Genomic DNA, 24,090 nt, shown 5'->3' on the forward strand with positions numbered 1-24,090 from the left:
TGCGAAAAAGATTAAATAAATTGACGCAAGCCGATCACGTCAGTTAGATTTTACGAAGGTCTACAATCGAATGAGATTGTGATCGCCATCGATGTTATAGAGCGATCGGCATCATGTTAATACGCAAGAATATCGTTATCGGCTAATACGCCACGGTATAGGTATTTAGATAAATATAACAAAGCTGATTTACCCCGCCCAACATGACGACAATCAACGACCCATTTCTGAGGTAATCGATGAGGTATCGTCAATTTTAGTGTGTCAGTGATGTGGCTGAGTAAACGCGCTCGCCACACGTTAGCTAAAGCAAAGGCATTGAATAGATACTGATTTTTACAGTTTATCCATTGCCGTTTATTGGTATCAAAACCGCCGCCAGTGACCACCATATGAATATGCGGGTGTAAATCTCGGCGTCGATTATGAGTATGAAGCACCGACGTAAATCCGATAGTCTCACCCATGCTCTTAGCACGATCCGCGAAGTCTTTTATTATTGAGGCGCTGACCGTAAACATCGCTTGGTAAATCTGTTTGGGAAAGCATTTCGCTAAGGGGCGAAGCTCAGCGGGTAAGGTAAACGTCACCATAAAGTAGTCGATAGGTAAGAGCTTACTTTGTTGTTTTTCAAGACAATCAGACGTGGTTCGGTGCTGGCACCGAGAGCAGTTACGATGTCCACAGGACATCGGAGATTGCACTTGATGTTCACAGTACTGGCAATGCCACTGGCTGTAGCCGTTTTGTTCGGTGTGGCAGGTAAGCATAGCGTGAATCGCCAGGCGAATATCAGACGTCATCGATGAGGAATATGCTGTCATCAACTCATCAAGATGGTCGTATAAAAGCGATTGGAACATCATACTTTTATCTCCCACATGAGGGTTAACTCGTTAGCGAGTTGGTTAATCGCCTGAGAGGTATTTTTACGTGATATATCGGTGAGGTGAGTGTAACGCGCCGTGGTGTTTAAACTGTTATGTCCGAGTAGATGTTGGACAGAACGTAAATCTAATCCTGGTTCTAACAAGTGAGTTGCGTAGCTGTGACGTAAATTATGCGGGCTGATTGACTTGGTGATCCAACACTCTTTAATGACAACCCGCATGGCTTTTTGAACCCCGCCACGATCCATGAAATTATCAATAACTCGGTTGTGAGAAGGAAACAAAAAACAGGGGTGTTTGTGGGTTTGCCAGAAATAACGTAAGGCATGCAAGGTACGTCGAGGAAGTGGAATGAAGCGATCTTTTCCCCCTTTGGCATTACGAATGTGGACGAGCATGCGTTGGCCATCAATGTCACCAACAGTGAGATTGAGCGCTTCACCCAGCCGTAGCCCAAGGCTGTATATGGTTAAAAAGCAGACTTGGTAACGCAGTTGATGAGTAAAACTGATCAGCAGACCCACTTCTTGCGGGGTAAGAATGTCAGGTAATCACTTGTTTTGTTGTGGCTTAACGATGTTAAGCCACTCCCATTCACGATGAAGTACATGCTTGAAAAAGAACTGTAAACCATTGCGATCAACCCTGACAGTGCTCCAAGAATGGGTGTTGATTAGTTGAGCAAAATATTGTTTCAGATCGTCGGTTGAAAGGGTGTCGGGTGCTTTATCAAAGTGGTGGATAATGCGACGCACCGCACGCGAATAGGCGTCAATGGTTGCAGGGCGTTTACCTTGCAGTTTTAAGTTAGTAAGCTGTTGTTCATAAAGAAAATCGGTGCGAAGTTGTTGTTCTGCATTCATGATAAATACTCCGTAGTGATTGGAGTATTAAGGGTAGTTTTAGGGTGTTTTCGCTTCACTCTGCCGCGCAGCGGCTTCGTTCAACAAAAACATCAAGTTGATACGTTTTACTCCGCAGTTTTGGTATGGAGTTCAGTGCGTTTGGTGAGTTAGCCGTGGTGCAACTTATGTTCGGCGTTATGTATCATAGAGAGCGCGGTGAAATATACTTCCTTGATATGGCTTCAAAACGTTGAATTAACCACGCAAGTTGCACATGAAATATTTGCGAACTATGTTTGCAGGAGGGTGCCATGCAGTAGTCCGGATGTGCAAATTTAAGATCGTTGTACTTCTTTATATAGTCTCGAATAAGTCTGGATACATAATTTTTAATCCCAGCCTACAGAAAAAAAACTTGAGCTAATTACTTAAAATCTTTGCCACGCATGTTGAGGATATTAATGAATAACGGATTATGGAAACGCTCTTCTGAGCTCGATACTGGGAAGCAACATAGGCAAATATTCAAGCAAATACGTAAAGTCGGCTTGGTATCACTGGTGCTCTGTGGCTCTATCGGAGGAAACCCTAGCCAAGCAACCCCTGTGTCAGGGGACTGGAAACCCGTCATTTCAGGCAACTGGAAAGTTGGCGATGCGACTGAGGCTGGATTCGATCAAGCTGCTCTGGATAAATTAGTAATGAATATTCATAATGGTCAGTTCGCCAATACCCATGCAGTCTTAATTGAGCATGATGGCGAGCTCGTATTTGAACGCTATTTCTCTGGCCGCGATGAGGAATGGGGCCGTCCTACTGGCGTAAGAAATTTCGAACTTTATAGTTTGCATGACGTTAGATCTATTTCAAAAAGTGTCACTTCTTTGCTGCTTGGCATCGCGCTGACTGATGATGTGAAACAGGCTGTCAGCAAACCTGCGGTTAACTTTTTACCCGACATGGAACTAGAAACAACAGCGCGAAAAATCACGTTGCACCAGTTGATGACAATGACAGCTGGCTTCCAGTGGAACGAAATGACAACACCGTATAACAGCAGCAACGACGAAGTAAGGTTGTACAGACAGCGTAATCCTGCTCATTATGTGATGTCCCGGCCACTTGTGAGTAAACCAGGAAGCGCTTGGTATTACAACGGGGGGACGACGCAGGTACTTGCCTCAATGATTACGGAGCTCACAGGCAAACGCCTGGATGCATATGCCCGTGATAAACTCTTTGAGCCGCTTGGTGTTACTGAGTTTGAATGGCACGGACCAGGTCGTTGGACGCCAGATAACCCGGCTGCAATGTCCGGTTTACGACTGAAGGCTCGGGATCTCGCGAAGATAGGCTCCGTCTTTTTACATGATGGTAAATGGGGAGAGCATCAGATTGTACCTAAAGAATGGGTGGATATATCTAGCGTACGTCATGTAAAAGACGTTGGAGACTGGAGTGATAACGGCGTCTGGGGTTATGGATACCAATGGTGGGTTGGTGATCTGCGTTCGGGAGAGAGGGTGATAGCCGGCTTCGGTAATGGAAATCAGCGGCTTTTTGTCATCCCCAAGAAGCGTTTGGTGATCACAATTAATGCTGGCGACTACAACCTCTTTACAGGCCAAAGCGAACGGATCTTGCAAACTGTATTGCAAGCCCTAGATTAAACAATCTCATGCAGCGAAATACATAGGGAAACCAAACAAATCGGCTTTTACTTATTCATCGGGGTTCGAAAATCATACCAGATTACGTACATGGCTCAGCCAAGCATTAACGGGGGGGGGAAGCCCAATAGAATGGTGCTTCATCGTGTGAGTTGGCTTTGAAAACCATAAAGAAATGCAGTTCTTTGTCAATTGAATCATGCAGCTGTGGTAAAACATAACAAGGCACTCAAACTGACCTCCAACACGTGGCATTTTTGCTTCGCAAAAGTGTATGCCACGTTTTCCGGCAGCTTAGTGCGGCGTTAGGGCTTAATGTTGGTCATAGTGTCCGCCGATAGCAAATATGTAGATATAATTGTCATAAAATTTGTAAATCAGACGATCTTTCTGTGAGATCCGTTTAGACCATAGGCCTGATAAATTGTGCTTGAGAGGCTCCGGTTTACCAAGTCCAGAAGTAGGGTCAGACTGAAGCATCTCTTTTAAAAGTTTACAGAGAGCTTTGTGCAATTTCTTATCTTTTTCACGAAGTTGCTCATAGGTCGTCCAAGTATTGCCCTCAAAGACCAAGTATAGATGGCATTACCATGCCCCAATACAAGGCGAAGCTGAAAGACAATATCGATCGCTTGGGAAGCCAACTCAAACAGAGATGTTATCGAGTGAACGACATCAAGCGCATCTTCATTCCTAAATCGAACGGTAAACAACGGCCTTTAGGTTTACCAACCGTTGATGACAAGCTAGCGCAACAAAGTGTCAGCCAGATCTTACAAAGCATCTAGGAACAAGACTTTCTGCGCAATAGCTATGGTTACCGACCGAATAAGAGTGCCCATTAAGTGGCAGTCCACAGGGCGGCATTATCAGTCCGGTGTTACCGCTGCACGTAGAGACAAACTTATAAGCTGTAATCCTGAGGAGCCGTTTCATGATGCATTTTATAAACTAGGTGCTTACTTGACGGCTGTAGGTTTAACGTATGACGACATACTGGAAATGACCACATTTTAAATGTTAAAGATAATAATTATATTTATTAGTATTGGAGGGTGTAAATAAGTGCAATGATTTATGTGTCAGGCATTTTTATATTCACAACTGCTTTTATTGTCTTCGTTTTATACGAACAGAATCACTGAACAGTAAAATAATATACGGAAGTGATATTATCTACGGTATGCTTATTCAAATAATTTAGCATTTTTATTGTTGTTCCCCCTCCCTTTTTTGCTGTCTTATTTTGTTACATTTATCAAAGTAGAGTATTCACTTTAGATTGTTGATCTTAGTGATGATTCAGCGTACAGTTGTACTCTGAGTCGACTTACACGTGTAAGCTGAGTGTTTCAGAGTAGAATATAAGCGATTAAAGTTCAATGACTTGAGCTACTATCACAATTAAGTATATCATCATGGCTATAGATAATGTTTATCTATAAGGAGTAATGAGAATGATTCAAAAGATAAAGAATTGGTTAGCGCTGAGGGAAATTCGCAAAAATGACGATTGGGAGTCAGACTTTTTTTCACTATATTTTTAACTTTAAGCATGCCGAATGAAGAGTGGTGATACGTTTAATCAGCACTATGGGTTTACAGTGTATTTTTACGTCAGTCCTAAATGGTCAAGTTTGTCGTAGAGGTGAATTTGACCAACAACATGTAATGAAAGTGTATGCTGGTCGTGTTTCGTATTGGTTACTCTGAAGATTAAATAATTTTGTTTAATAAATTGGTTTCAAATTGATCAGTAGAAATTGTTAAATTTTGCGACATAATTTGGGCGTCTAATTTGGTAATGTCTTTTTCTAATGTTGGTAATGTAAGTGAGTTGTTATCTAGTAAGTAGACTTGTTTTAAACTCGAATAATAGAATTTTAGTATTATTAATGCATTAACATCATTCAATTCTGCTCTGTTTTTTATCTTAGCCAGTTTTCGATAAATTTTATTGTGCAGTTGCTTTAACTGCCAAACGTAATAGATTTCTTTAAGGTATGGGTTATCTTTGAATCGGCTTAATACACTGGCACAAACGATAGCAGCCAAAGCTACACCGATCAAATTGAGATAAAAATTGCCTGTAGATCCAGAAGGGTCAACGGTTTCTGCGCCAAACACCGCAATTAATGCCGCACCAAACACAAGAGATAACACCGCTAGACTACCAACAAAAAAAACAATCACCCGATTGATATTCTTACGATAAACAGCCTTATCAATTTCCATGATCTTCATATTTAATTTGCATCCATGTGGTGACACTTAACATAGGGGCATTCTACGGATTTTTTGTGGCAAGGGGAGAGTTATGTACGAAATAGCGGTAATTTTTTATGAAATATGTTGGATCTAACTGGGTGGGGAAATCGACATTTCCCCCACAAAGTGAAAGTTCTTATACCCAAGTCACCTCAAGCTGCTCGTTTCAGCGAGAATTTATTGGGCTCTAGGCAAGGCACTTATTTATAGACCTAGTGGCTCTACGTTGAAAATAAGTAACACCGCATAGAGCCCAATAAAACTCGCCCTTCGGGAGTGATTCAGCGTATCTACTTCTGTGTCAAATGTGTTTGAAAGGGAATGCCATTCCTACACATATTTTCCTTGAATTAAACACGCTGAGATCACTCTGAATCCTGCATCTTGAGGTGACTTGGGTATATGAGTGCAGGCAACTCATTTACTCTGTACCCTTAGTTTTTAGTACATACCCACTTCGCTTTATTAATAGCATTTTTTTGATTACTGAGCTTGGTTGTCTACTTTTTCACTTTCATGCACCCACTCATTAAACAGTTGGTACCAAATAGCCAGTATAACAGGGCCGATAAATAGTCCTAGTATGCCAGACGACACCATTCCGCCTATTGCGCCCAGCAATATGACAGGCATAGGAATATCTAACCCACGGCCCATTAATAAGGGTTTTAAGAAGTTGTCACTTAACCCTGCAAGTAAAGTCCATACTGCAAAAATGGTGGCAGTTGTTGAGTCATGAATGGAATATACATAGGCAATAACGGGTGCGACAACCAATAAAGCAGGAAGCTGAGCAATAGCGAGTACTAGAACCAAAATGGTAATTAACCCTGCGGTAGGCAAACCAATTGCGAAAACACCGATACCCACTAGAAATGCCTGAATGCAGGCAACCCCGACAACCCCCAATAACACACTACGGATCGTTGCTGTGCATAGCGTTGCCCATTCTTCGCCGTGTGCACCCGCAATACGAACGGAAAGTGTATTGACGGATTTTGAAATGCTAGTTGCATTCGCCATAAAAGCGGCTGAAATTAACAGTGAAATAACAAACATCAAGATGCTGACGATACTGTTACCAACAACCGATGCCATCATTGCCAAACCGGATGTTAGTTGTGGTAAGAATTTTGTGAAGGCTTTTTCTAGGTTGGTCGAAAAAAGTTGCCATACATCGAAAATTTGCTGGCCAATAATGGGAATGTTTGCAATTCGTTCTGTCGGGCCTGGAATCTTCAACGTACCTGAGCTGATGGTACTGGTGATACCTTCTACAGACTCAACCATTGAAATAGAAAACATAACAAAAGGAACGGTGAGAATTAGAATGCCAATAAGAGCAATAACGGTGGCGGATAAACCTCTCTTTCCTTTCAACATGTTTTCGAGCTTTACTGTTAATGGCATGAGGGCTACGGCAATAATAGCACCCCACAGAACGGGAATTAGAAAGGGTTTTACAATACCGTAAGACCACGCTAACAAAATAAATAACAAGCCAACACGTATTGCTGACTCGACCATGTTATTGATAAAAAATTGACTTTGTTTCTTGTCGTCGGGCGTTTGATTATTCATTGAGTGTCCCGTCATTAATAATATCTGGAATGTGTTGTTCGCTTACAAGGTTAGAAAATATAGTCGATAGAGATAATCTTAGAACATAGTTGAAGGTTTTGTTTAAAAGGAAAATTGACGCATAGGTTGACTCTGGTTGGCTACACTATTGTTAAAGTATTTATCTCTAATGCTGTCAAATAATGAAAGGGAATAATATGGATGGATTCATAAAGACGTTACCTAAGGTTGAGCTGCATTTACACATCGAAGGAACGTTAGAGCCAGAACTTATGTTTGCGTTAGCCAAACGCAATAGTATTGATTTACCCTATGAGAGTGTTGCTCAAGTACAAGCAGCCTATGATTTTGATGATCTACAATCTTTTCTCGATCTTTATTATCAGGGTGCTCAAGTGTTGTTACACGAGCAAGATTTTTATGATTTGACGTGGGCTTACTTAAAAAGATGTAAGACGGATCACGTTATTCATACTGAGATCTTTTTTGACCCCCAAATGCACACTGCCCGTGGTGTTCCTTTTGATGCCGTTATTAACGGTATAACTCGTGCGTTAGAGGATGGCCAAGAACAACTTAATATCAGTAGCCACACGATTATGTGCTTTCTACGTCATTTAAGCGAAGAAGATGCGATTGAAACCCTTCAGCAAGCATTGCCATATAAAGATAAAATCATTGGTGTTGGTTTAGATTCATCTGAGCAAGGTCATCCACCTGAAAAATTCAAGCGTGTTTTTGAGCAAGCAAAAGAACTTGGCTTTTTGACGGTCGCACACGCAGGAGAAGAAGGACCAGCTAGTAATATTTGGGATGGGTTAGACATGTTGCACATATCTCGTGTCGATCACGGAGTGAGGTGCATTGAAGATGAATCATTAGTACAGCATTTAGTGGAAAAGCAAATACCACTCACTGTCTGTCCATTATCGAATGTAAAGCTTAAAGTGTTTGATCATATGCGTGATCACAATATTGTCGAGTTATTGCGCAAAGGATTATGTGTGACGGTAAATTCTGATGATCCTGCTTATTTTGGTGGTTATATGGTAGATAACTTCCTTGCTGTTGCGCATGCTCTTAACCCATCAAAACGCGAACTGGCTAAGTTTACCGAGAATGCAATCGAAGCAAGCTTTCTCACATTGGAAGAGAAAACTGCCTTGAAAGAAGTGCTGCAACATTATATTGATAAGCAATTAAAGCCCATTCTATGAATATATGAGCTGTGAATACGGGTGTGCCATCAAATTTTTTCCATCACGACACATTCGTTTTTTCTTTCAAACATCAAACATTCAAATGCTAAAAGAACGAACGTTGTAACCACTGTTTCATTCTATCCATCATGCTGGTGGCTGGCTTATTTGCTTGCGCATTATCAACACTAATATAATAAGCTTGCATAAAACCAGAACGAAGCGTGTCGGTATGTGTAGATGAATCACTTTCTTTATCATCCGATAGCAGGTTAGCAACCTCTGTTGCGTGATCATTTGCGTAGCTAAAATCAATATCCTGATAGCCTTGAACGAGTAACCACAATGTTGTGATAACAATAAGCTGGTTACTATCTGTTGGTACTAACTTATCAGCATGTTCTTTACCTACTGTTTTCTTAAAGACTTGCTGCATATTATGAAGGCTTTGACGCTTTTGCTCAAAATCCAGTTGAGCTTCGTTCTGAGCCTTGGTCATTACGCCTAGTAGTAAATCATGACGAGGGCTATCAGGCTTTTGCTGGCATATAGAGTTAAAAAAAGGCGAACAAACCGTAATAAACTGGTCAAGTTCGATGCGTTGCTGATCATCAAAGGTGAGTTGCTCTAAGCCTATTGCTTTTAGTTCGGTTAGTAAGTCTGTCATGCTCTAAGTCATTAAGTACAAAAATCTTTCCACATTATACGTGATTAGGTTGGAAAAATAACGAATTAGATATTTGACTCTAAAATCACTTGCTATAGTGGAAGCAGAATGGATTTTTAATCCCCATATACGTGTGAGAATGACGATGACGACTTTTTATGACATATCAGCAGATAATATACGTGGTGAAAGCGTATCGATGAATGAGTTTGCAGGCAAGCTCGTACTTGTAGTAAACACGGCGAGTGAATGTGGTTTTACGCCTCAATATCGCGGCTTACAAGATTTGTATGCAAAATATAAAGGTCAGGGTTTAGTGATTATTGGTTTTCCATGCAATCAATTTGGTGGGCAAGAGCCGGGTGAGAATAAAGATATCGCTGAATCATGTTTGATTAATTACGGTGTCGATTTTCCAATGTTTGCGAAAGTTGATGTAAATGGTGCGGATAGTCACGCGCTATTTCAATATTTAGTGAAAGCATTGCCCGGTACATTTGGCTCTAAGGTGAAATGGAATTTTACTAAATTCATGATTAGTCGTGAGGGTAAACCATTAAAGCGTTTTGCTCCTACCAAGAAACCAGAATCGATGGAAGCAGATATTGTTCGAGCGTTAAAGGCATAACCATATGCTTGTTATCGTCAAATAATCGAATGTTAAATGATGAAAACGCCGTTGGATGTTATCGAGTAGATACAGTCTAGGTGGCGTCATTCGTTTGATGTCGGCGGTAGAGCGTAAAGTGCATCATAGCTCTCAATATTTGTTGAATCAGTGAATTGAGAGAGTTGCTTTATGATGTTCTGTTTTGTTACGAGGTGCTCTTTTTGAGTAATTATGAGTAATTGATCTACTGCTAGGTACCGATGGCTGGTGGGTTTACGAGCGGTTAAATAGTCTGCTAAGAATATCTGCTGAACGGAAGAGTCATTAAATAACCCTAAGCTGTCTTGTAACACTTTTAATGTGGAAATTTGTTTGGTAATGATTTCGTTTGAAAATAGGGGAGAAAAATACGCCAATAAGTAACGTAACTTTTTACATTCAATACGCAGATGATGAATGTCATCATCGCTACTATTTAGGGTTAATGCTTGGCATATAATCAATACTTTATGGTATCGATTATCGATCATTTCTTTTCCATATATCAGGCTTGGTTCTTTCCCCTCATCTAATGGATTCTGTCTTAATTGTTCAATCACTTCTTTTATTTCTTGGCACTGTTGCTGATAATCGTCTGTTTTTATCCATAGCTTTACCTCTTTAAAGCTTTTTCTACGATGGCTTTGCAAATCATCAAAAAAACGTGCTAACCCTTGATGATGTTTGTGTTCTAAGCAATCAAAGTAGTCATCCATCTTTAGTAGGTAGACATCTAGATCGCGTAGTCGATTGGTTTTTTGCATCAATATCTTTAGGTTACTTGTTAATGCTTTACTATGTTCAGGTTGAAAAACACCTTTCATCAACGTTGTGATAGCACGGCATCTACGAAGCGATACTCTATATTGATGTAAAAATTCACTGTCATCATCTCTTAGCAATCCAGACTCATGTTTACGAGCATGATTAAACTCAGCAAAGAGATAAGAATGAACGGGAAGATAAACCTCTTTTTTAGCTGATAGTTTAATTTTGTCTTTCTTACGTGAAGGAAGTGCTAATTTATCCCGCTTCGTTACATTCATTACTACCCCTTTTTATGCATTACTAAGTATAAGAATACACCTTTAAAAACATAACGCTGTAAAGCTAAGCAAACTGATAGCAAAACTGCATAAATAAAAATTGTGTTAAACACATAAAGTGCAGATAACGAGTGTTATGCCAGATTGCTATAGACTCTTCATCGCAGAAAGCTGGTTAGTTCATTCAAATTAATGAATGGCAAGGCATGTTTACGCCAGATGTTTACATTTTGTTAACATTGTTTTGTCGTGTGACTTCTCATCATCAGCTCATTAATGCTAATCCTATAAGTAGTAACGAAGATTGATAAAACAATTAAGTGGCTAACATTAATGCCAACACAAAGTGAGGATAAACGGATGGAAAACACTAACTTTAATCCAATGGGAACGGATGGCTTTGAGTTTGTCGAATATACAGCGCCAACCCCAGAAGGTATTGCTAATCTAAAAAACCTATTTCGACTAATGGGTTTTGCTGAAGTTGCAAAACATAAACATAAAGCAGTGTGGCTATTCCGACAAGGTGACATTAATTTCATAGTTAATAGCGAAAGCCATTCACAAGCTGCAGGATTTGCGAGTACGCATGGTGCAAGCGTAAATGCCATGGCGTTTCGTGTTGCCGATTCTAATACAGCATTGGCTTATGCGGTAGAAAAAGGTGCTACGGCATGTGCAGCGCAAGCAGGACCGATGGAACTGAATATTCCAGCTATTTATGGCATTGGTGAATCGCTTATTTATCTGGTTGATCGTTTCGGTGAGCATGATATTTATGAAATCGATTTTGATTACTATCCTGATTATAAGCAGCGTTTAGCCAGTTTAGATGCTGGTTTAGAAAATTTAGATCACCTTACCCACAACGTAAAACGTGGCAACATGGATCTTTGGGCGAGCTTCTATGAGAAAATTGCCAACTTTCATGAGATTCGCCATTTTGATATAAAAGGTAAATCGACAGGGCTACTTTCGCGTGCCTTAACCGCGCCATGCGGTAAAATTCGCATCCCAATTAATGAATCACACGATGATAAATCACAAATTGCAGAATACCTTGAGAAATACAACGGTGAAGGTATTCAGCATATCGCGCTAAGCACCCAAGATATTTACAGTACCGTCAAAAAGCTGAAAGAGGGGGGATTACCCTTTATGGAAACACCTCACACCTATTATGAAGGTGTTAATAAGAGGGTGACGGGACATGTAGAAGATGTGGCAAAGCTTAAAGATCTTAATATTCTGATTGATGGTGACGATACCGGCATTCTCTTACAGATTTTCACGAATACTGTTATTGGTCCTGTGTTCTTTGAAATTATTCAGCGCAAGGGTAATGAAGGGTTTGGTGAGGGCAACTTCCAAGCATTGTTTGAGTCTATCGAGTTAGATCAAATACGCCGTGGTGTGATTGATGCGACAGAAGAGTAGTGGAAATTAGACTGTAAAAGATAAAGCCAGTCGATCTCTGACGAATAAGAGCAAGCGCCTAGGCTTGCTCTTAATCTGAGTGCTTACCTAAAGGTGTTTTTCTATTGGAAGCAGCCCTGAAAACCAAGCTCCAAATCGTAGCCAAATGCTGGTGTCGGGTTCTGTATTGTACTGCTTGCCCGTTATATCATCGACCCAAGCGATATCACCATCGTTATCAAGTTTTAAACGATAAGTTGTATTCTTTAGGGAAGATAAAATGGCTTGTATTGATTGTTCTGCAAATTGAGGAGAATCTACGAAAACGCCCATTTCAGTATTCAAATAAGCAGATCGGGGATCGAAATTATAAGACCCAACAAAGGTTTTATATTGATCTATGATGAAGACTTTTGCATGTAAGCTGGTACGTGAACTGCCTAACCAAGAGTGCTTTTTGTCTTGTTCTTGTCCCACTTTAACTTCATACAACTTAACACCACTGTCTAATAATATTTTACGCCTTTTCGCGTACCAGCCATGGACTGAAAATACGTCGTTCGAGGCTAAGGAATTAGTAATAACGGTAATGTCGATTCCTTGACGAGCGGCATTAGCTAACGCTTTCGCCCCTTCTTCTGTCGGAACAAAATAAGGGGAAATAATGAGCAAGCTGTTTTCTGTTTGTTTAAGAACCGCAGAAATTTTATGTAGCAATAAGCCGTCATCAGATTGATTGGTAGGGTTGTCTGCATTTACTTTATTCGGTGAGTCGTAACTTAATTTAGCGTTACTCCAGTACAGCGGAAGGGAATGTTCCATTAGTCGTTGTATAACGGGGAGCTCTTTAAGTGATTTCGCGTAGTCAGAGCGTGTTAGATAAATTAGTTTGGACTCTTTCCATGCATCTAAATCAGCTTTTGTTATTGGCTTCACATTACCAACTAAGTGTTCAACGGGTGTTGCAGGCTCACTGTTCCAATATACGTCAAATTGGTGGGCAATATCAGGAATAACCTTGCCTAATAGAAGCAAGTCAATATCACCGAATTCAACATTGTTATTGGCTGAGAAATATTCATCACCGATATTTCGACCGCCAATAATGGCGAAAGCGCCGTCAGCAATCATTGCCTTATTATGCATACGACGGTTCAAACGGTTAAAATCACCGAGAAAACCAACAGCCCGCATGCTTCGGTTTTCAAACGGGTTAAACAAGCGGAGTTCTACATTAGGGTGGGCGGCGATTTTGGCTAATGCAGCATCATTACGAGCTTGCATGTCATCTAAAAGAATTCTAACGCGTACTCCACGCTCTGCTGCTTGATATAAATACCATGTCATCAGTGAACTTGTGCTGTCATCGCGATAAATATAGTACTGAATATCTAAACTTTTTTCTGCACCATAAATCATTGCTAGTCGCATAAAATAAGCTTCTTGACCGTCACCTAACGGATAGAACCCCGTTTTATCAGGGTGTGCAGTAATATAAGGAGCTGCATACTTTGAAAGGCTCGTATGCTTATTGGCAGGGATCGAGTACATCACTTCCTTTTCTTGTTCTATATGTTTAGCGCAACCCGTTAACGCTAAAATGGTACACGCTAATAACCAAATTGATGATAATTTAAGAAAAGGTGTACTAGGTTGAACTCGCCTAAAAAGAAGCATATTAAATAGTTATCTACGATATTTATAAGGTTAATAAAAGTGTAACTGCGTTTGCTTGGCTATTGGTGCTTTTTTTATATTTTAGCGATAAAAAAAGAGGCTCATCAAGTTGATGAACCTCTTTAAGAAGGGTGTTTGTGTATATGTGTATTAACTTTCTGTTAAGCCATGCCATTGGTAATGATTATTTGGTTTTTTACTGACAAAACCTTCATCGAGTAATTGCTTAAAAATACCATCAATATCATCACTGCTTGTTTTAAGAAACCTTGCCATTGCACGTTTACTACAATTTACTTGGTTTTTACTTAATGCGTCGACCGCTTGTTCGTATAATGTTTTAGGTTCAACGTCTTCTTGTTCTTTCGCGGCTGTTTCCATCATTTCAGCATTGATTTCGCTGGTGCCAATATCAGATGGATTAAGCGTATGCGTTAATAGCTCTGGGCTTTTAGGTTCAGTGTTATTGAAAGCATCGATAGTGATTGGGTTGATTCGACGGAACTGGTTACGAAAACGTTGTTCTTCACCAATTAAACCAACAAAGAACGCAGCAAAGAAATCGAGAAGTACTGATAGAAAAATTACCAAACCAAGTTGAGCGGTTTGTGTACCAATATTCAACGATTTTGCCAGACTATCAATTAAACCTAGTACTGAACCTTGTCCAACAATAGGTAAGCTATCACGTTGCATCGCCAGTTCTTGTTGCTGAATACGTAACTTTTCATTTTCTTTTTGAATACGTGCAACGCCCATCGCAATACGTTCCATTTGGATGTATTTTTCTGCGGCATCATTATTCAATGCTATTTGTTGATCAATAGATTCAATCTGCATGTTAAATGTATTGATTTTACTTTGTTGAACATTCACGTGGCCTTGTGCTTTATTCGTTGCACTGTTAATGCCCCCGACAGAGCCACCAATCGAAATAGCAGCAAGAACTGCATAGAATGTGAAGGCAGAAAAGGTGCCGCTGTAATTACGACGAGATTTACGCTCGCCAACTTCATACCAAGCAAAAAACTTACCTAGTTCAAAAATAACCGCTAAACCACCGAATAACACCTTCATCAATGGATCGTCATCGATTGACAAGAATAGAAGCAGAGAAAAGACAATAGACGCAAGGATAGATGCGCCAGTAAAGCTATAAACCGTCCACATTGCGAACGTCCCTTTCGGGTATCTTACTGGTAAATTTTCGTTGTAAAGCATAAGAGGCTATCTGTATTTAGGGCAAAATGCACACAAGCGTGACGGGCATGCCGACAAGCTATAAAAAGGGAGCATAGGATACCCTAAAAAACACCCTAAGCCCTTATAAAACACGGGTTGCGGCGTCTTCTCGATGAAAATTCACACGCCGCTTTCATAACTGTTCAAAGCTTAATCAATGAGGTGAGATAAACGCTTCAATAACATACATCACGTGCTACATAGTGAAAGAAACATAAGGCGCTATCCGCTTATATACGGTACACAAAGTGTACTGCACACTATTGAAATACACTTGTTGTAAATTTGTTAAATCAAAGCTAGATTAATTACTTCAAGCGGTTGTTTGAATTTTAAAGCGTCGCACTTGAATGTTTCATTAACTGCTATTCATTAAAAGCAAGGAGCTAACATGATTGACATGCTGAAAGGTTACCCAGTGATTACAGAAATCCCTGTGGCATGGGGGGAAATGGACGCGTTAAATCACGTGAATAATGTGGTGTACTTTCGTTATATGGAAACTGCACGTATTGATTACTTTAATAAAGTACAGTTGATGGAAGATATGAAATTGACCGGTGTTGGCCCTGTATTGGGTGAAACAACATGCCGCTATAAGCTACCAGTCACTTTCCCGGATACGCTATATGTTGGCTCTCGCGTATCTGAAATTAAAGACGATCGTTTCACCATGACGTATGAAATTTATAGTAAGAAGTTAAATGCAATAACGACTGTCGGTAGTGCAAAAGTCGTTATGTTTAATTTTAAGAATAAAAAGCCAGATAATTTGTCTCAGCATTTACGCGATACCATTATCAATATTGAAGGGGATGCATTGAAAGTGGTAGAAAGAGTATAAGGCTCTACTGCTGTATATATCGATGTAATTTATCGTTTCATAGCTAAAAAAAGACATGTAGCAGTCTTTAAAGGCACTGCTACATGACTAGTTACAGATTGCTTAGATCAGCTCGCCGTTTACACTCACTTTTACATTAATGTTGTTACGCACTGCATTTGAGTATGGGCAAACTTGATGGGCTTTTCTAACCAGTTCAAGTGCTTCTGCTTGTTCTAGCTGAAGTTTAACGGCTAGTTCGACAGATAAGCTAAAACCGCCCGTTTCATTAGGGGAAATACCCACCGTTGCCGTTGTTGGCGCTTCAGCTAATTTTAGCTTTTGCGACTGAGCAACAAAAAGAATCGCATTTGAGAAACACGCTGAGTAACCTGCTGCAAATAACTGTTCAGGGTTAGTTGCTTCACCTGTACCGCCCATTTCTTTTGGATAGCTCAGTGCAAGTTCAAGTTTTGCATCGTCAGTTTTAACCATGCCATTACGACCTGCAGATGCTGTTGCTGACGTGCTGTATAAAGTTGTCATGGTTGATCCTTTATTTTTATTGATTGTTGTCGTTCTAGCGAATACGCAATTACATTGCGCGCTATTTAATTGCCAGCAATCATACGTCGTATCCAAGACGAAAAGCAAGTATATTGTGCGCAATGTAATTAAATAATGAATAGAGTGAAAACTGTTATGGCTGATTCTCAAGATTCACATTCCGACTTACAGCTTGATAAACAAGTGTGCTTTTCACTTTATAGTGCTTCAAATGCGATGGTAAGAACGTACCGTCCGTTGTTAGATAAGCTTGATCTGACTTACTTGCAATATATTGTGATGATGGTGTTGTGGGAAGTGAAATGTCTAAATGTAAAAACACTGGGCGAAAAAGTACACCTTGATTCCGGTACATTAACCCCATTACTAAAGCGATTAGAAGGGAAGGGCTTAGTACTGCGTCGTAGAAGTGAAATCGATGAACGCGTTAGAGAGATAAGCTTAACGGAAGAAGGAAGAGCACTGAAGCTTCAAGCTGAATCAGTACCTGGTGAAATGATGTGTAAAGCCCATATGTCTATTGATGAACTGATAGCGTTGAAAACAGCCTGCGATACATTGCTGCGTAATTTAAGTAATAACGCCTAAATCGTCTTAAGCACAACAAAATAAGCTGATTTGCTGTCATTTTGAGCATATAAAATGCGAAACATTATCCATGAAGCCAAAGATGAACTTTTGCGGTTTATTGACATCTTACATTCACATTCTATCGATACTGTACATATAGTTACAGGTTGGCGGAAATCTATTAAGGTCCGTAAACCAATCAATTGCACTTTTAGGATGAGATAACGCGGTGAGCAATCAACCTCAACCTGATGCAACGGAAAGCATCGCACACAGGATAAAGGATCGTACAACTCAGATTTATTACACAGAACGTGAACGTGTTATGTATGAGCGTTTAGGGCAAGCGTACGCTTGGTACCAAGTATTGTGTGATGAAATTAAACCCATTGAGCAATCATTGCTTAGTGCGCATTATGAGGTTTGGCCTCAGTTGACCAAATTTAAATTCAAATCGTTTAACCAACTTCTTGTTAATGAAGGCCACGTTTTATTTGAGGTGGATCGCATTCAAAAAAAATCCCAAGCAACCGTTGAACAATTTGCATATATTGATTCTCTCAATCAGAAACGTCGTGCCATTTACCCTGAGTGGAATCGTGCAAAAAAAGCATTAGAGTATATTGAATCTGAAAAAGCGTATTTGCGTGCCTTAACAGATGTAGCCGTTTCGCCTTTATAGCGTCTTATAATCGATACTTTTTTTGCTTTAGCGGCTCTTTCTACATTTTATATTCTTGGCTTCTATACTCAAGAGAAAAGAGAGAGTGCGCTATGTTTATTGCAATTCAACATGAAATTACCGACCCCGAACAATTTTGGCAAAAAGCCAATGGGGCATTAACGCATCCACCGTCTGGTATGCGAGTACACTCGACTATGCTTAGTCAGCGCGAGGGGCTTTGCCAGTGCATGTGGGAAGCTGAATCTATCGATAGTATTCGTGAATTTCTTGAGCCAGAATTAGGTGATTCTAGTGTAAATACTTATTATCAAATCGATCCCGATTTAGCGATTGGATATTAAAAGGTAAACTATTCGTACTTGTTGTCGATGAATTGGGTGATTAGCAAATTTCAGGAAAATACTCATGTCAGGGCATCCGTTGAACTCAAAAAAGTGAAGCATAATCGCGTCATCAATTAATCGCATCGAGATATTTACTATAAAAACTGCCGCAATTTAAGCGGCAGTTATTATTACAGCATTAATTGGTGGTAACAGTTCGAACAGCTATGGAGTAGCTTTGCTCAGTTTCACTAATTGAATATATATTCATCATGAAATCTCGGCTCTCATTAATTACCCATATATTAAAGTTGTCGTTAGATAATTCTTGATTTAAGTTATCGGATTGAACGAATAGGCCGTCATTATTTAACGTTATTTCTGAAGTCCACGCTCCATCTCCTTGATCACCAGAGTCTGTTAAGTGTTCACCACTTATGCTCCCTTTGGTGTCAATAACTAGAGTATCAATGTGATAAGCAAAGTCATCAGCTACCATGCTCCCTACAGGTGGCATTTCAACAGAATACAGTGTCCAAGTGCCTGCAAAATCACTTAATTTGGGTTCAGAAGCTTGTTTAATTAATGTAACAAAGCCCCAAAGTGTGTCGTCTACATCACCCAGTAACATGACATCCTTACTGCGAGAAAGATATAACCAATCTAGATCACCTTCATCCTGCCAACCGTCATTATTTCCATCTTGCACGCTACCAATGGGGACTTGTACATCTAAGAGAGAAACATTACCGTTATCTTTTAGAACAAATTTTAGTTGTTCTGACTCAGGTTCATCTACGAACATCTCTGTTAGTTCAGCATCCCCCTCATTACCTATCTCTATTTTATCAATATATACCATCGGCAAATCACTTTGACCACCTTCTCCTTTTTTAGGTAGTTCCATACCTAAGCTATACCAATTTCCTGTCAAATCGTTTTGATTATATTGCTCGGCTAGTTTTATCATGAGCCCAAACTCACTCTCTGGCTCATCACTATCATCTCTTCCTACGAAAGCGATTTTGTCTTTACCGTAGCTTAGTCGAGCCGCAGTCGTGCTGTATTCACCATCCACAGTTTCTTTATTTAATATTTGTCCCTCTTTATTAATACTTAACCAGAATGGGTCATCATCTAAAATTGCTTCTGTTTCATGATCCTCTTCAACAGCATAGCCATTGCTATCAATGTTATAGCGAATTAAGTCGTAATCCATAACATCTATCGGGCTCTGGCTTGTACGTACAGGTAAGGTAGCTGTCATCTCAAACCAAGCACCGATTAGGTCTGCAGCTTGGTATGGTTGTCCTTGAACAAAATGACTTAACGCTGCTTCTTCTGAAATTAGATCTATCTGTAGAGGGGCTAATACTGTATTTGCTTCTTCTTCAAAGTTCTCACTAGCGGGATCAAGGCTAATTGAAGCCAGTGAAATACTAACTTCTGGTGATATAGTTATACCGTTTTCAGGATCACCATCACTATCCAATGATTGTAGTAATCTTAGCATATTCACAACGGCGGTATCATTTGCGTCGTCAGGGGCATAGAGGGTCATAGGGGTGATTTTACCGCTTCCTAGCACTTCGGGAAATACAGTTCCACCTAATGAAAAAGACACATTCTCCCCATCCAAGTAGCTGAAAGTACCCTCTGAGTCAGTCATACCAGATTGTGTGTCAGTTTCAAATTTTAACCCCTCAACAGGACTATCAATGAAAGTCCCATATTGAACGTCTGTACTACCACCACCACTACTACCATCATTACCACTACCACTATCACGATCGTTACAAGCACCAAGCAGCGCGATTGATACAGATATCGCTATTAGATTCCAAATTCTCATTTTAAACACTCCATTATGCGACTTATTGTATAATCAGTGTAGGACGGACTGGTCTTACCATTGATCACAGATGGCAATCAATTGATTTAAATCAACTCAATTTGATTAAAAAACACGCTCCTTTCATTTGTTTAGAGAAACATATTTGAGATATTGACTATTCACATTAGTTGCAGAAAAACGTGATGTGAGGTTGTATTCGCTGTTATTTTGTCAATCTCAACCTGATGCAACGGAAAGCATCGCACATAGGATCAAGGATCGTACAACCAAATTTATTACACTCGACCATGCTGAGCTAACGGGAGGGGCTTTGCCAGTGTATGTGGGAAGCTGAACCAATCGATAGTGTCCGTGAATTTCTTGAGCTAGAATTAGGTGATTCTTGTGTGAATACCTATTATTAAATCGATCCCGATTTAGCGATTGGATATTAAAGGTAAACTATTCGTACTTGTTGTCGATGAATTGGGTGATTAGAGGTGTAATTGTTAAAGTAGTAAATAATCAGTAATCCACTATCTTTATTTTGATTTTATGTTCGTTAATCTATTGGTTACACCTGTCCGCTTTGTTATACAGGTCACTATTTGAATATTCATTTAAGTGATACCTACCACAAAAGTATTATTACATCAGGCTAGAATTCTGGATTAATTAAATAACTCCAGATGAATCTCTATAGGTGTATAACAATGAAAAATAATCCAATTCGCTTAGGTATGGTTGTTGCTGGTTTGTGCTTCAGCACATTTTCTTTTGCTTCTGCTGATCTGCCGAATATTAAAATTCTCGCAACTGGCGGTACGATTGCAGGCGCTGGCCAATCAGCAACAGAATCTAACTATACATCAGGTAAAGTGGGCATCGATGAGCTGATTGCTGCTGTACCTGATATGACAAAAATTGCGGATATTAGTGGCGAACAAGTCGTTAAAATTGGCTCTCAAGACATGAATGATAAAGTTTGGTTAACACTGGCAAATCGAGTTAACGCATTACTTGCACAAGATGATGTAGACGGTGTCGTTATCACTCATGGTACAGATACTATGGGTGAAACAGCTTACTTCCTTGATTTAACAGTTAAAAGCGATAAGCCAGTGGTACTTGTTGGGGCGATGCGTCCGTCGACTGCTATGAGTGCTGATGGACCAATGAACTTATACAATGCTGTTGTAACCGCTGCAGATAAAGATTCTGAGGGGCGTGGTGTATTGGTTGCGATGAGCGACAATGTATTCGACGCTCGTGATGTGACTAAAACCAATACAACATCAGTTGATACGTTCCAATCGCCAAACTTTGGTACGCTAGGTTATATCCACAATGGTGATGTAAAATATCAGCGTAGCCCAGAACGCAAGCATACATCTGATACCGTATTTGATGTATCTAAGTTAAAAGAGCTACCTAAAGTCGGTATCGTATATAACTATGCAAATGCTTCAGATTTACCGGTAAAAGCACTGATAGATGCTAAGTATGATGGCATTGTAAGTGCAGGTGTGGGTAACGGTAATATGTACCACACTATTTTTGATGAGCTAGTAAAAGCGAGTAAAGATGGCACTATGGTAGTCCGTAGCTCTCGTACACCAACGGGTTCAACAACACTTGATGCAGAAGTGGATGATGCTAAATTTGGTTTCGTGGCATCAGGTACATTGAACCCACAAAAAGCCCGTATTTTATTGATGTTGTCTTTAACACAAACTCAAGATTACAAAGAAGTTCAAAAGATGTTCCAATTCTATTAAGCCATTCTTCTAGCCAGATATTGATGTTAGAGTTGATTTTAGAATAATGAAAGCCGCATTTTTGCGGCTTTTTTTGTATTATGAAACCCGTCCTGAAACCTGCGATAAATATGGCCAGATCAAAATATAATCCGCCCTAAATATGACCAGCTCTGAAAATTAATTAATACCTAGGCTATTGCTTCTTCATCTAAATCAAACGAAGCGTTGATCAAATTTTTGGTGTACTCATGCTGAGGATTATGGAATATCTCTTCGGCTGTGCCTTGTTCCATTACTTCCCCATTTTGCATTACTAATACTCGATCAGACAGCGCTTTGACGACAGAAAGGTCATGGCTAATAAACAGAAAGCCTATATTGCTTTTGGCTTGAATATCTTTAAGTAAATCAATCACAGTGAGTTGAACAGAGCGATCAAGTGCTGATGTGGGCTCATCCAGTAAAATAAAGGATGGATCAAGAATCAACGCACGAGCAATCGCTATACGTTGGCGTTGTCCCCCTGAAAATTCATGAGGATAACGGTTAATTGAATGTGGGTCTAGGCGAACCTCTTCAAGTGCTATACGGGCCTTTTGCAAACGCTCTTGTTTAGACAAATGAGGTTGATGCACCGTTAAACCTTCAGTGATGATTTCTCCTACCGTCATACGAGGTGACAAAGAACCGTAAGGGTCTTGGAAGACCATTTGTACGTCTTTTTTCAGTTCAAAGCGCTCTTTATCTGTGAGTGAACTAAGGTCGATTCCTTTGTAAGCAATTTTCCCCGTAGAGGGAAGTAAGCCAATAATAGCGCGACCTAGTGTTGATTTACCTGAGCCAGATTCGCCTACAATCCCTAATGTTTCACCTTGTTTTAGTGTGAATGAAATACCCTTTACCGCTTCAAAGTACTGATTCCTACTTTTAATGAAGTGAGATTTTATTAGGAACTTCACGCGAATATCCTCAGCATGAAGAAGGTCGGGAGCATTGGCTTTGATGGGATCTTTCTGACCTTTGGGGATTGAGTTGATCAGCATTTGTGTGTATTCATGTTGCGGGGCGTGGAAAAGTTGTTTTGTTTTGCCTTCTTCCACTATTTCACCTTTGCACATTACCAGTACGCGGTCAGCAAAGTGCTTAACAATACCAAGGTCGTGAGTAACAAACAGGATCGCCATTCCCATTTTAGTTTGGATTTCTTTGATTAAATCGAGAACTTCAGCTTGAACCGTCACATCTAACGCAGTGGTCGGCTCATCAGCAATCAAAATATTGGGCTCATTGATAAGGGCCATTGCAATCATAATACGTTGCAGTTGACCACCTGAAAACTCGTGAGGGTACTTAGTATAAGCTTGTTCAGGGTTGGGTAAATGAACAAGCTTAAAAAGCTCTAAAACACGGATTTTTGCCTGAGATTGAGATATACGGCGGTGACACATAATCGCTTCTGCAACCTGAATGCCCACCCGTAAATAAGGGTTCAGAGAGGTCATCGGTTCTTGGAAAATCATACCAATACGCTCGCCTCGAATAGACTGCATTTGACGTTCGGTTTTTGCTAATATTGGTTCACCGTCAAAAATAATGTTCGATTGTGAAGAGATAATGGCATTGTCTGGTAATAGACACATTAACGCATTACTCGAGACAGATTTACCTGAACCGGATTCCCCTACAATGGCAAGTGTTTCGCCAGCGTGTAAATCAAAGTTGATATTTTTCACCGCCTCGACCATTCCATCATTAGTAGTAAAACTGACAGAGAGGTTACGAACTTGAAGAATGGCTTGGTCTGGCATGATATATCCTTATCAATTGATGAGATGCGTTGGGTGGAATGAATCTGAGGTTACTTTTAATTGGGCAAAGTAATGGTGTGCTTTTTGTAGTTGTTCGTATTCTGCCATCCATTGAGAATCACTTTGAGCGATACAAAAAGCCCCCATATAATGCAGAAGATCGTCACTTTGCTTATCGAGAGTCGAGCTTGTGCGCTGTACAAGAATGTTTGTTTCAAGAGAGATAAATTGCAATAGGGCATAAGATTGATTCAAGATTGCAAATGCGTTCTGATATTGTCCCATTCGATTGAGTATTGAAGATTGTGCGACAGTGGCATCTCTTAATGCGATTAATAAGCATGAGAATTGACAGGGTTTAATATTCTCGTCTTCTAAAGCGAGATGGATATGTGCAGGAAGATTATTTAACACTTCACTGTATAGGTGATGCGCTTCAGGCCAATGACCTTGTTCCATAAGCTGCTCAGCTTTTAAATAACGGACCCAACATTGCTGCAATTCCATAAGTTACCTCACTTTATAAGAGACTTAACGATAATGATATTTATTATCACTTGCAAGATAAAT

General features: G+C 40.0%; 21 protein-coding genes and 2 pseudogenes. 10 read left to right on the forward strand and 13 right to left on the reverse strand.

Annotated elements, in window-relative coordinates; genetic code table 11:
* Positions 1-125 precede the first annotated feature (125 nt).
* Together C9J12_RS26600 and C9J12_RS26605 are read right to left on the reverse strand one after the other, a co-directional pair.
* Positions 126-866 (reverse strand): annotated as a pseudogene (locus C9J12_RS26600) (IS91 family transposase); the annotation flags it as partial.
* Positions 863-1,753, reverse strand: a pseudogene (locus C9J12_RS26605) (site-specific integrase). The pseudogenes C9J12_RS26605 and C9J12_RS26600, both read right to left, overlap by 4 nt.
* Before the next feature lie 443 nt (positions 1,754-2,196).
* Here C9J12_RS26605 and C9J12_RS26610 point away from each other — a divergent pair.
* A complete protein-coding gene (locus C9J12_RS26610) occupies positions 2,197-3,405 on the forward strand; it encodes a serine hydrolase domain-containing protein (protein ID WP_170111895.1) in 1,209 nt (402 codons plus the stop codon).
* A 312-nt stretch (positions 3,406-3,717) separates the two neighbouring features.
* Here the strand turns inward: C9J12_RS26610 and C9J12_RS26615 are convergent, their stop codons facing one another.
* Complete coding sequence (locus C9J12_RS26615) at positions 3,718-3,978, reverse strand: Txe/YoeB family addiction module toxin (protein WP_107245734.1); 261 nt, start codon at positions 3,976-3,978, stop codon at positions 3,718-3,720.
* Positions 3,979-3,995: 17 nt separating this feature from the next.
* Between C9J12_RS26615 and C9J12_RS26620 the strand changes: the two genes are divergently transcribed.
* A complete protein-coding gene (locus C9J12_RS26620; RefSeq protein ID WP_227876480.1) occupies positions 3,996-4,193 on the forward strand; it encodes a hypothetical protein in 198 nt (65 codons plus the stop codon).
* Positions 4,194-5,121: 928 nt separating this feature from the next.
* On the opposite strand, the gene C9J12_RS26630 is transcribed toward C9J12_RS26620, so the two are convergent.
* Positions 5,122-5,640, reverse strand: coding sequence for a DUF3087 domain-containing protein (locus C9J12_RS26630; protein ID WP_227876481.1), 519 nt, complete (start codon positions 5,638-5,640; stop codon positions 5,122-5,124).
* A gap of 516 nt (positions 5,641-6,156) precedes the next feature.
* A complete protein-coding gene (locus C9J12_RS26635; RefSeq protein ID WP_107245742.1) occupies positions 6,157-7,254 on the reverse strand; it encodes an AI-2E family transporter in 1,098 nt (365 codons plus the stop codon).
* A gap of 197 nt (positions 7,255-7,451) precedes the next feature.
* Here C9J12_RS26635 and C9J12_RS26640 point away from each other — a divergent pair, with 197 nt between their 5' ends.
* Positions 7,452-8,471 carry an adenosine deaminase gene (locus C9J12_RS26640; RefSeq protein WP_107245745.1) on the forward strand — a complete coding sequence of 340 codons (1,020 nt, stop codon included), beginning with the start codon at positions 7,452-7,454 and terminating at the stop codon, positions 8,469-8,471.
* 88 nt (positions 8,472-8,559) lie between these two features.
* Here the strand turns inward: C9J12_RS26640 and C9J12_RS26645 are convergent, their stop codons facing one another.
* On the reverse strand, positions 8,560-9,120 hold the full coding sequence (locus C9J12_RS26645) for a hypothetical protein (protein ID WP_107245747.1): 561 nt from the start codon (positions 9,118-9,120) through the stop codon (positions 8,560-8,562).
* Between the two features lie 145 nt (positions 9,121-9,265).
* Between C9J12_RS26645 and C9J12_RS26650 the strand changes: the two genes are divergently transcribed.
* Complete coding sequence (locus C9J12_RS26650; RefSeq protein WP_107245808.1) at positions 9,266-9,748, forward strand: glutathione peroxidase; 483 nt, start codon at positions 9,266-9,268, stop codon at positions 9,746-9,748.
* An 86-nt stretch (positions 9,749-9,834) separates the two neighbouring features.
* On the opposite strand, the gene C9J12_RS26655 is transcribed toward C9J12_RS26650, so the two are convergent.
* Positions 9,835-10,815: a CHAD domain-containing protein gene (locus tag C9J12_RS26655; protein WP_107245749.1), complete on the reverse strand. Its 981-nt coding sequence runs from the start codon at positions 10,813-10,815 to the stop codon at positions 9,835-9,837.
* A gap of 360 nt (positions 10,816-11,175) precedes the next feature.
* Here C9J12_RS26655 and hppD point away from each other — a divergent pair, with 360 nt between their 5' ends.
* Positions 11,176-12,252 carry a 4-hydroxyphenylpyruvate dioxygenase gene (hppD, locus tag C9J12_RS26660; protein ID WP_193944707.1) on the forward strand — a complete coding sequence of 359 codons (1,077 nt, stop codon included), beginning with the start codon at positions 11,176-11,178 and terminating at the stop codon, positions 12,250-12,252.
* An 87-nt stretch (positions 12,253-12,339) separates the two neighbouring features.
* Here the strand turns inward: hppD and C9J12_RS26665 are convergent, their stop codons facing one another.
* Positions 12,340-13,908 (reverse strand): phospholipase D family protein, encoded by a 1,569-nt coding sequence (locus tag C9J12_RS26665; protein ID WP_107245753.1) that lies wholly within the window; start codon positions 13,906-13,908, stop codon positions 12,340-12,342.
* 150 nt (positions 13,909-14,058) lie between these two features.
* Positions 14,059-15,078: a Preprotein translocase subunit SecY gene (locus tag C9J12_RS26670; RefSeq protein WP_227876482.1), complete on the reverse strand. Its 1,020-nt coding sequence runs from the start codon at positions 15,076-15,078 to the stop codon at positions 14,059-14,061.
* A gap of 463 nt (positions 15,079-15,541) precedes the next feature.
* Here C9J12_RS26670 and C9J12_RS26675 point away from each other — a divergent pair, with 463 nt between their 5' ends.
* Complete coding sequence (locus tag C9J12_RS26675; protein ID WP_107245759.1) at positions 15,542-15,994, forward strand: acyl-CoA thioesterase; 453 nt, start codon at positions 15,542-15,544, stop codon at positions 15,992-15,994.
* A gap of 102 nt (positions 15,995-16,096) precedes the next feature.
* Here C9J12_RS26675 and C9J12_RS26680 read toward each other — a convergent pair whose 3' ends face one another.
* The gene (locus tag C9J12_RS26680) at positions 16,097-16,519 is read right to left on the reverse strand and encodes an organic hydroperoxide resistance protein (protein WP_107245762.1); all 423 of its coding nucleotides are present in this window, start codon (positions 16,517-16,519) and stop codon (positions 16,097-16,099) included.
* Positions 16,520-16,675: 156 nt separating this feature from the next.
* Here C9J12_RS26680 and C9J12_RS26685 point away from each other — a divergent pair, with 156 nt between their 5' ends.
* The 3 genes from C9J12_RS26685 (at position 16,676) to C9J12_RS26695 (ending at position 18,136) form a co-directional block, all read left to right on the forward strand.
* The gene (locus C9J12_RS26685) at positions 16,676-17,128 is read left to right on the forward strand and encodes a MarR family winged helix-turn-helix transcriptional regulator (protein ID WP_107245764.1); all 453 of its coding nucleotides are present in this window, start codon (positions 16,676-16,678) and stop codon (positions 17,126-17,128) included.
* A 211-nt stretch (positions 17,129-17,339) separates the two neighbouring features.
* A complete protein-coding gene (locus C9J12_RS26690) occupies positions 17,340-17,792 on the forward strand; it encodes a hypothetical protein (RefSeq protein ID WP_193944708.1) in 453 nt (150 codons plus the stop codon).
* A gap of 92 nt (positions 17,793-17,884) precedes the next feature.
* Positions 17,885-18,136 carry a hypothetical protein gene (locus tag C9J12_RS26695; protein ID WP_107245767.1) on the forward strand — a complete coding sequence of 84 codons (252 nt, stop codon included), beginning with the start codon at positions 17,885-17,887 and terminating at the stop codon, positions 18,134-18,136.
* A 181-nt stretch (positions 18,137-18,317) separates the two neighbouring features.
* On the opposite strand, the gene C9J12_RS26700 is transcribed toward C9J12_RS26695, so the two are convergent.
* Positions 18,318-19,970 (reverse strand): hypothetical protein, encoded by a 1,653-nt coding sequence (locus tag C9J12_RS26700; protein ID WP_107245769.1) that lies wholly within the window; start codon positions 19,968-19,970, stop codon positions 18,318-18,320.
* A 695-nt stretch (positions 19,971-20,665) separates the two neighbouring features.
* On the opposite strand from C9J12_RS26700, the gene ansB reads away from it, so the two are divergent.
* On the forward strand, positions 20,666-21,730 hold the full coding sequence (ansB, locus tag C9J12_RS26705) for an L-asparaginase 2 (protein ID WP_107245772.1): 1,065 nt from the start codon (positions 20,666-20,668) through the stop codon (positions 21,728-21,730).
* Positions 21,731-21,900: 170 nt separating this feature from the next.
* Here ansB and C9J12_RS26710 read toward each other — a convergent pair whose 3' ends face one another.
* Positions 21,901-23,520, reverse strand: coding sequence for an ABC transporter ATP-binding protein (locus C9J12_RS26710; protein WP_107245774.1), 1,620 nt, complete (start codon positions 23,518-23,520; stop codon positions 21,901-21,903).
* Positions 23,521-23,532: 12 nt separating this feature from the next.
* Positions 23,533-24,027, reverse strand: a complete 495-nt coding sequence (locus tag C9J12_RS26715; RefSeq protein WP_107245776.1) for a hypothetical protein — start codon at positions 24,025-24,027, stop codon at positions 23,533-23,535.
* Positions 24,028-24,090 lie beyond the last annotated feature (63 nt).

The sequence above is a fragment of the Photobacterium frigidiphilum genome (assembly GCF_003025615.1).
Classification (GTDB): domain Bacteria; phylum Pseudomonadota; class Gammaproteobacteria; order Enterobacterales; family Vibrionaceae; genus Photobacterium; species Photobacterium frigidiphilum.

Bases quoted from the DNA above. Each gene is read 5' to 3' on its own strand.
- C9J12_RS26630 (WP_227876481.1), bottom strand. From the start codon at position 5,640: ATGGAAATTGATAAGGCTGTTTATCGTAAGAATATCAATCGGGTGATT.
- C9J12_RS26715 (WP_107245776.1), bottom strand. From the start codon at position 24,027: ATGGAATTGCAGCAATGTTGGGTCCGTTATTTAAAAGCTGAGCAGCTT.
- C9J12_RS26670 (WP_227876482.1), bottom strand. From the start codon at position 15,078: ATGTGGACGGTTTATAGCTTTACTGGCGCATCTATCCTTGCGTCTATT.
- C9J12_RS26610 (WP_170111895.1), top strand. From the start codon at position 2,197: ATGAATAACGGATTATGGAAACGCTCTTCTGAGCTCGATACTGGGAAG.
- C9J12_RS26635 (WP_107245742.1), bottom strand. From the start codon at position 7,254: ATGAATAATCAAACGCCCGACGACAAGAAACAAAGTCAATTTTTTATC.
- hppD (WP_193944707.1), top strand. From the start codon at position 11,176: ATGGAAAACACTAACTTTAATCCAATGGGAACGGATGGCTTTGAGTTT.
- C9J12_RS26620 (WP_227876480.1), top strand. From the start codon at position 3,996: ATGCCCCAATACAAGGCGAAGCTGAAAGACAATATCGATCGCTTGGGA.
- C9J12_RS26675 (WP_107245759.1), top strand. From the start codon at position 15,542: ATGATTGACATGCTGAAAGGTTACCCAGTGATTACAGAAATCCCTGTG.
- C9J12_RS26700 (WP_107245769.1), bottom strand. From the start codon at position 19,970: ATGAGAATTTGGAATCTAATAGCGATATCTGTATCAATCGCGCTGCTT.
- C9J12_RS26680 (WP_107245762.1), bottom strand. From the start codon at position 16,519: ATGACAACTTTATACAGCACGTCAGCAACAGCATCTGCAGGTCGTAAT.
- C9J12_RS26665 (WP_107245753.1), bottom strand. From the start codon at position 13,908: ATGCTTCTTTTTAGGCGAGTTCAACCTAGTACACCTTTTCTTAAATTA.
- C9J12_RS26685 (WP_107245764.1), top strand. From the start codon at position 16,676: ATGGCTGATTCTCAAGATTCACATTCCGACTTACAGCTTGATAAACAA.
- C9J12_RS26710 (WP_107245774.1), bottom strand. From the start codon at position 23,520: ATGCCAGACCAAGCCATTCTTCAAGTTCGTAACCTCTCTGTCAGTTTT.
- C9J12_RS26695 (WP_107245767.1), top strand. From the start codon at position 17,885: ATGTTTATTGCAATTCAACATGAAATTACCGACCCCGAACAATTTTGG.
- C9J12_RS26655 (WP_107245749.1), bottom strand. From the start codon at position 10,815: ATGAATGTAACGAAGCGGGATAAATTAGCACTTCCTTCACGTAAGAAA.
- ansB (WP_107245772.1), top strand. From the start codon at position 20,666: ATGAAAAATAATCCAATTCGCTTAGGTATGGTTGTTGCTGGTTTGTGC.
- C9J12_RS26645 (WP_107245747.1), bottom strand. From the start codon at position 9,120: ATGACAGACTTACTAACCGAACTAAAAGCAATAGGCTTAGAGCAACTC.
- C9J12_RS26640 (WP_107245745.1), top strand. From the start codon at position 7,452: ATGGATGGATTCATAAAGACGTTACCTAAGGTTGAGCTGCATTTACAC.
- C9J12_RS26650 (WP_107245808.1), top strand. From the start codon at position 9,266: ATGACGACTTTTTATGACATATCAGCAGATAATATACGTGGTGAAAGC.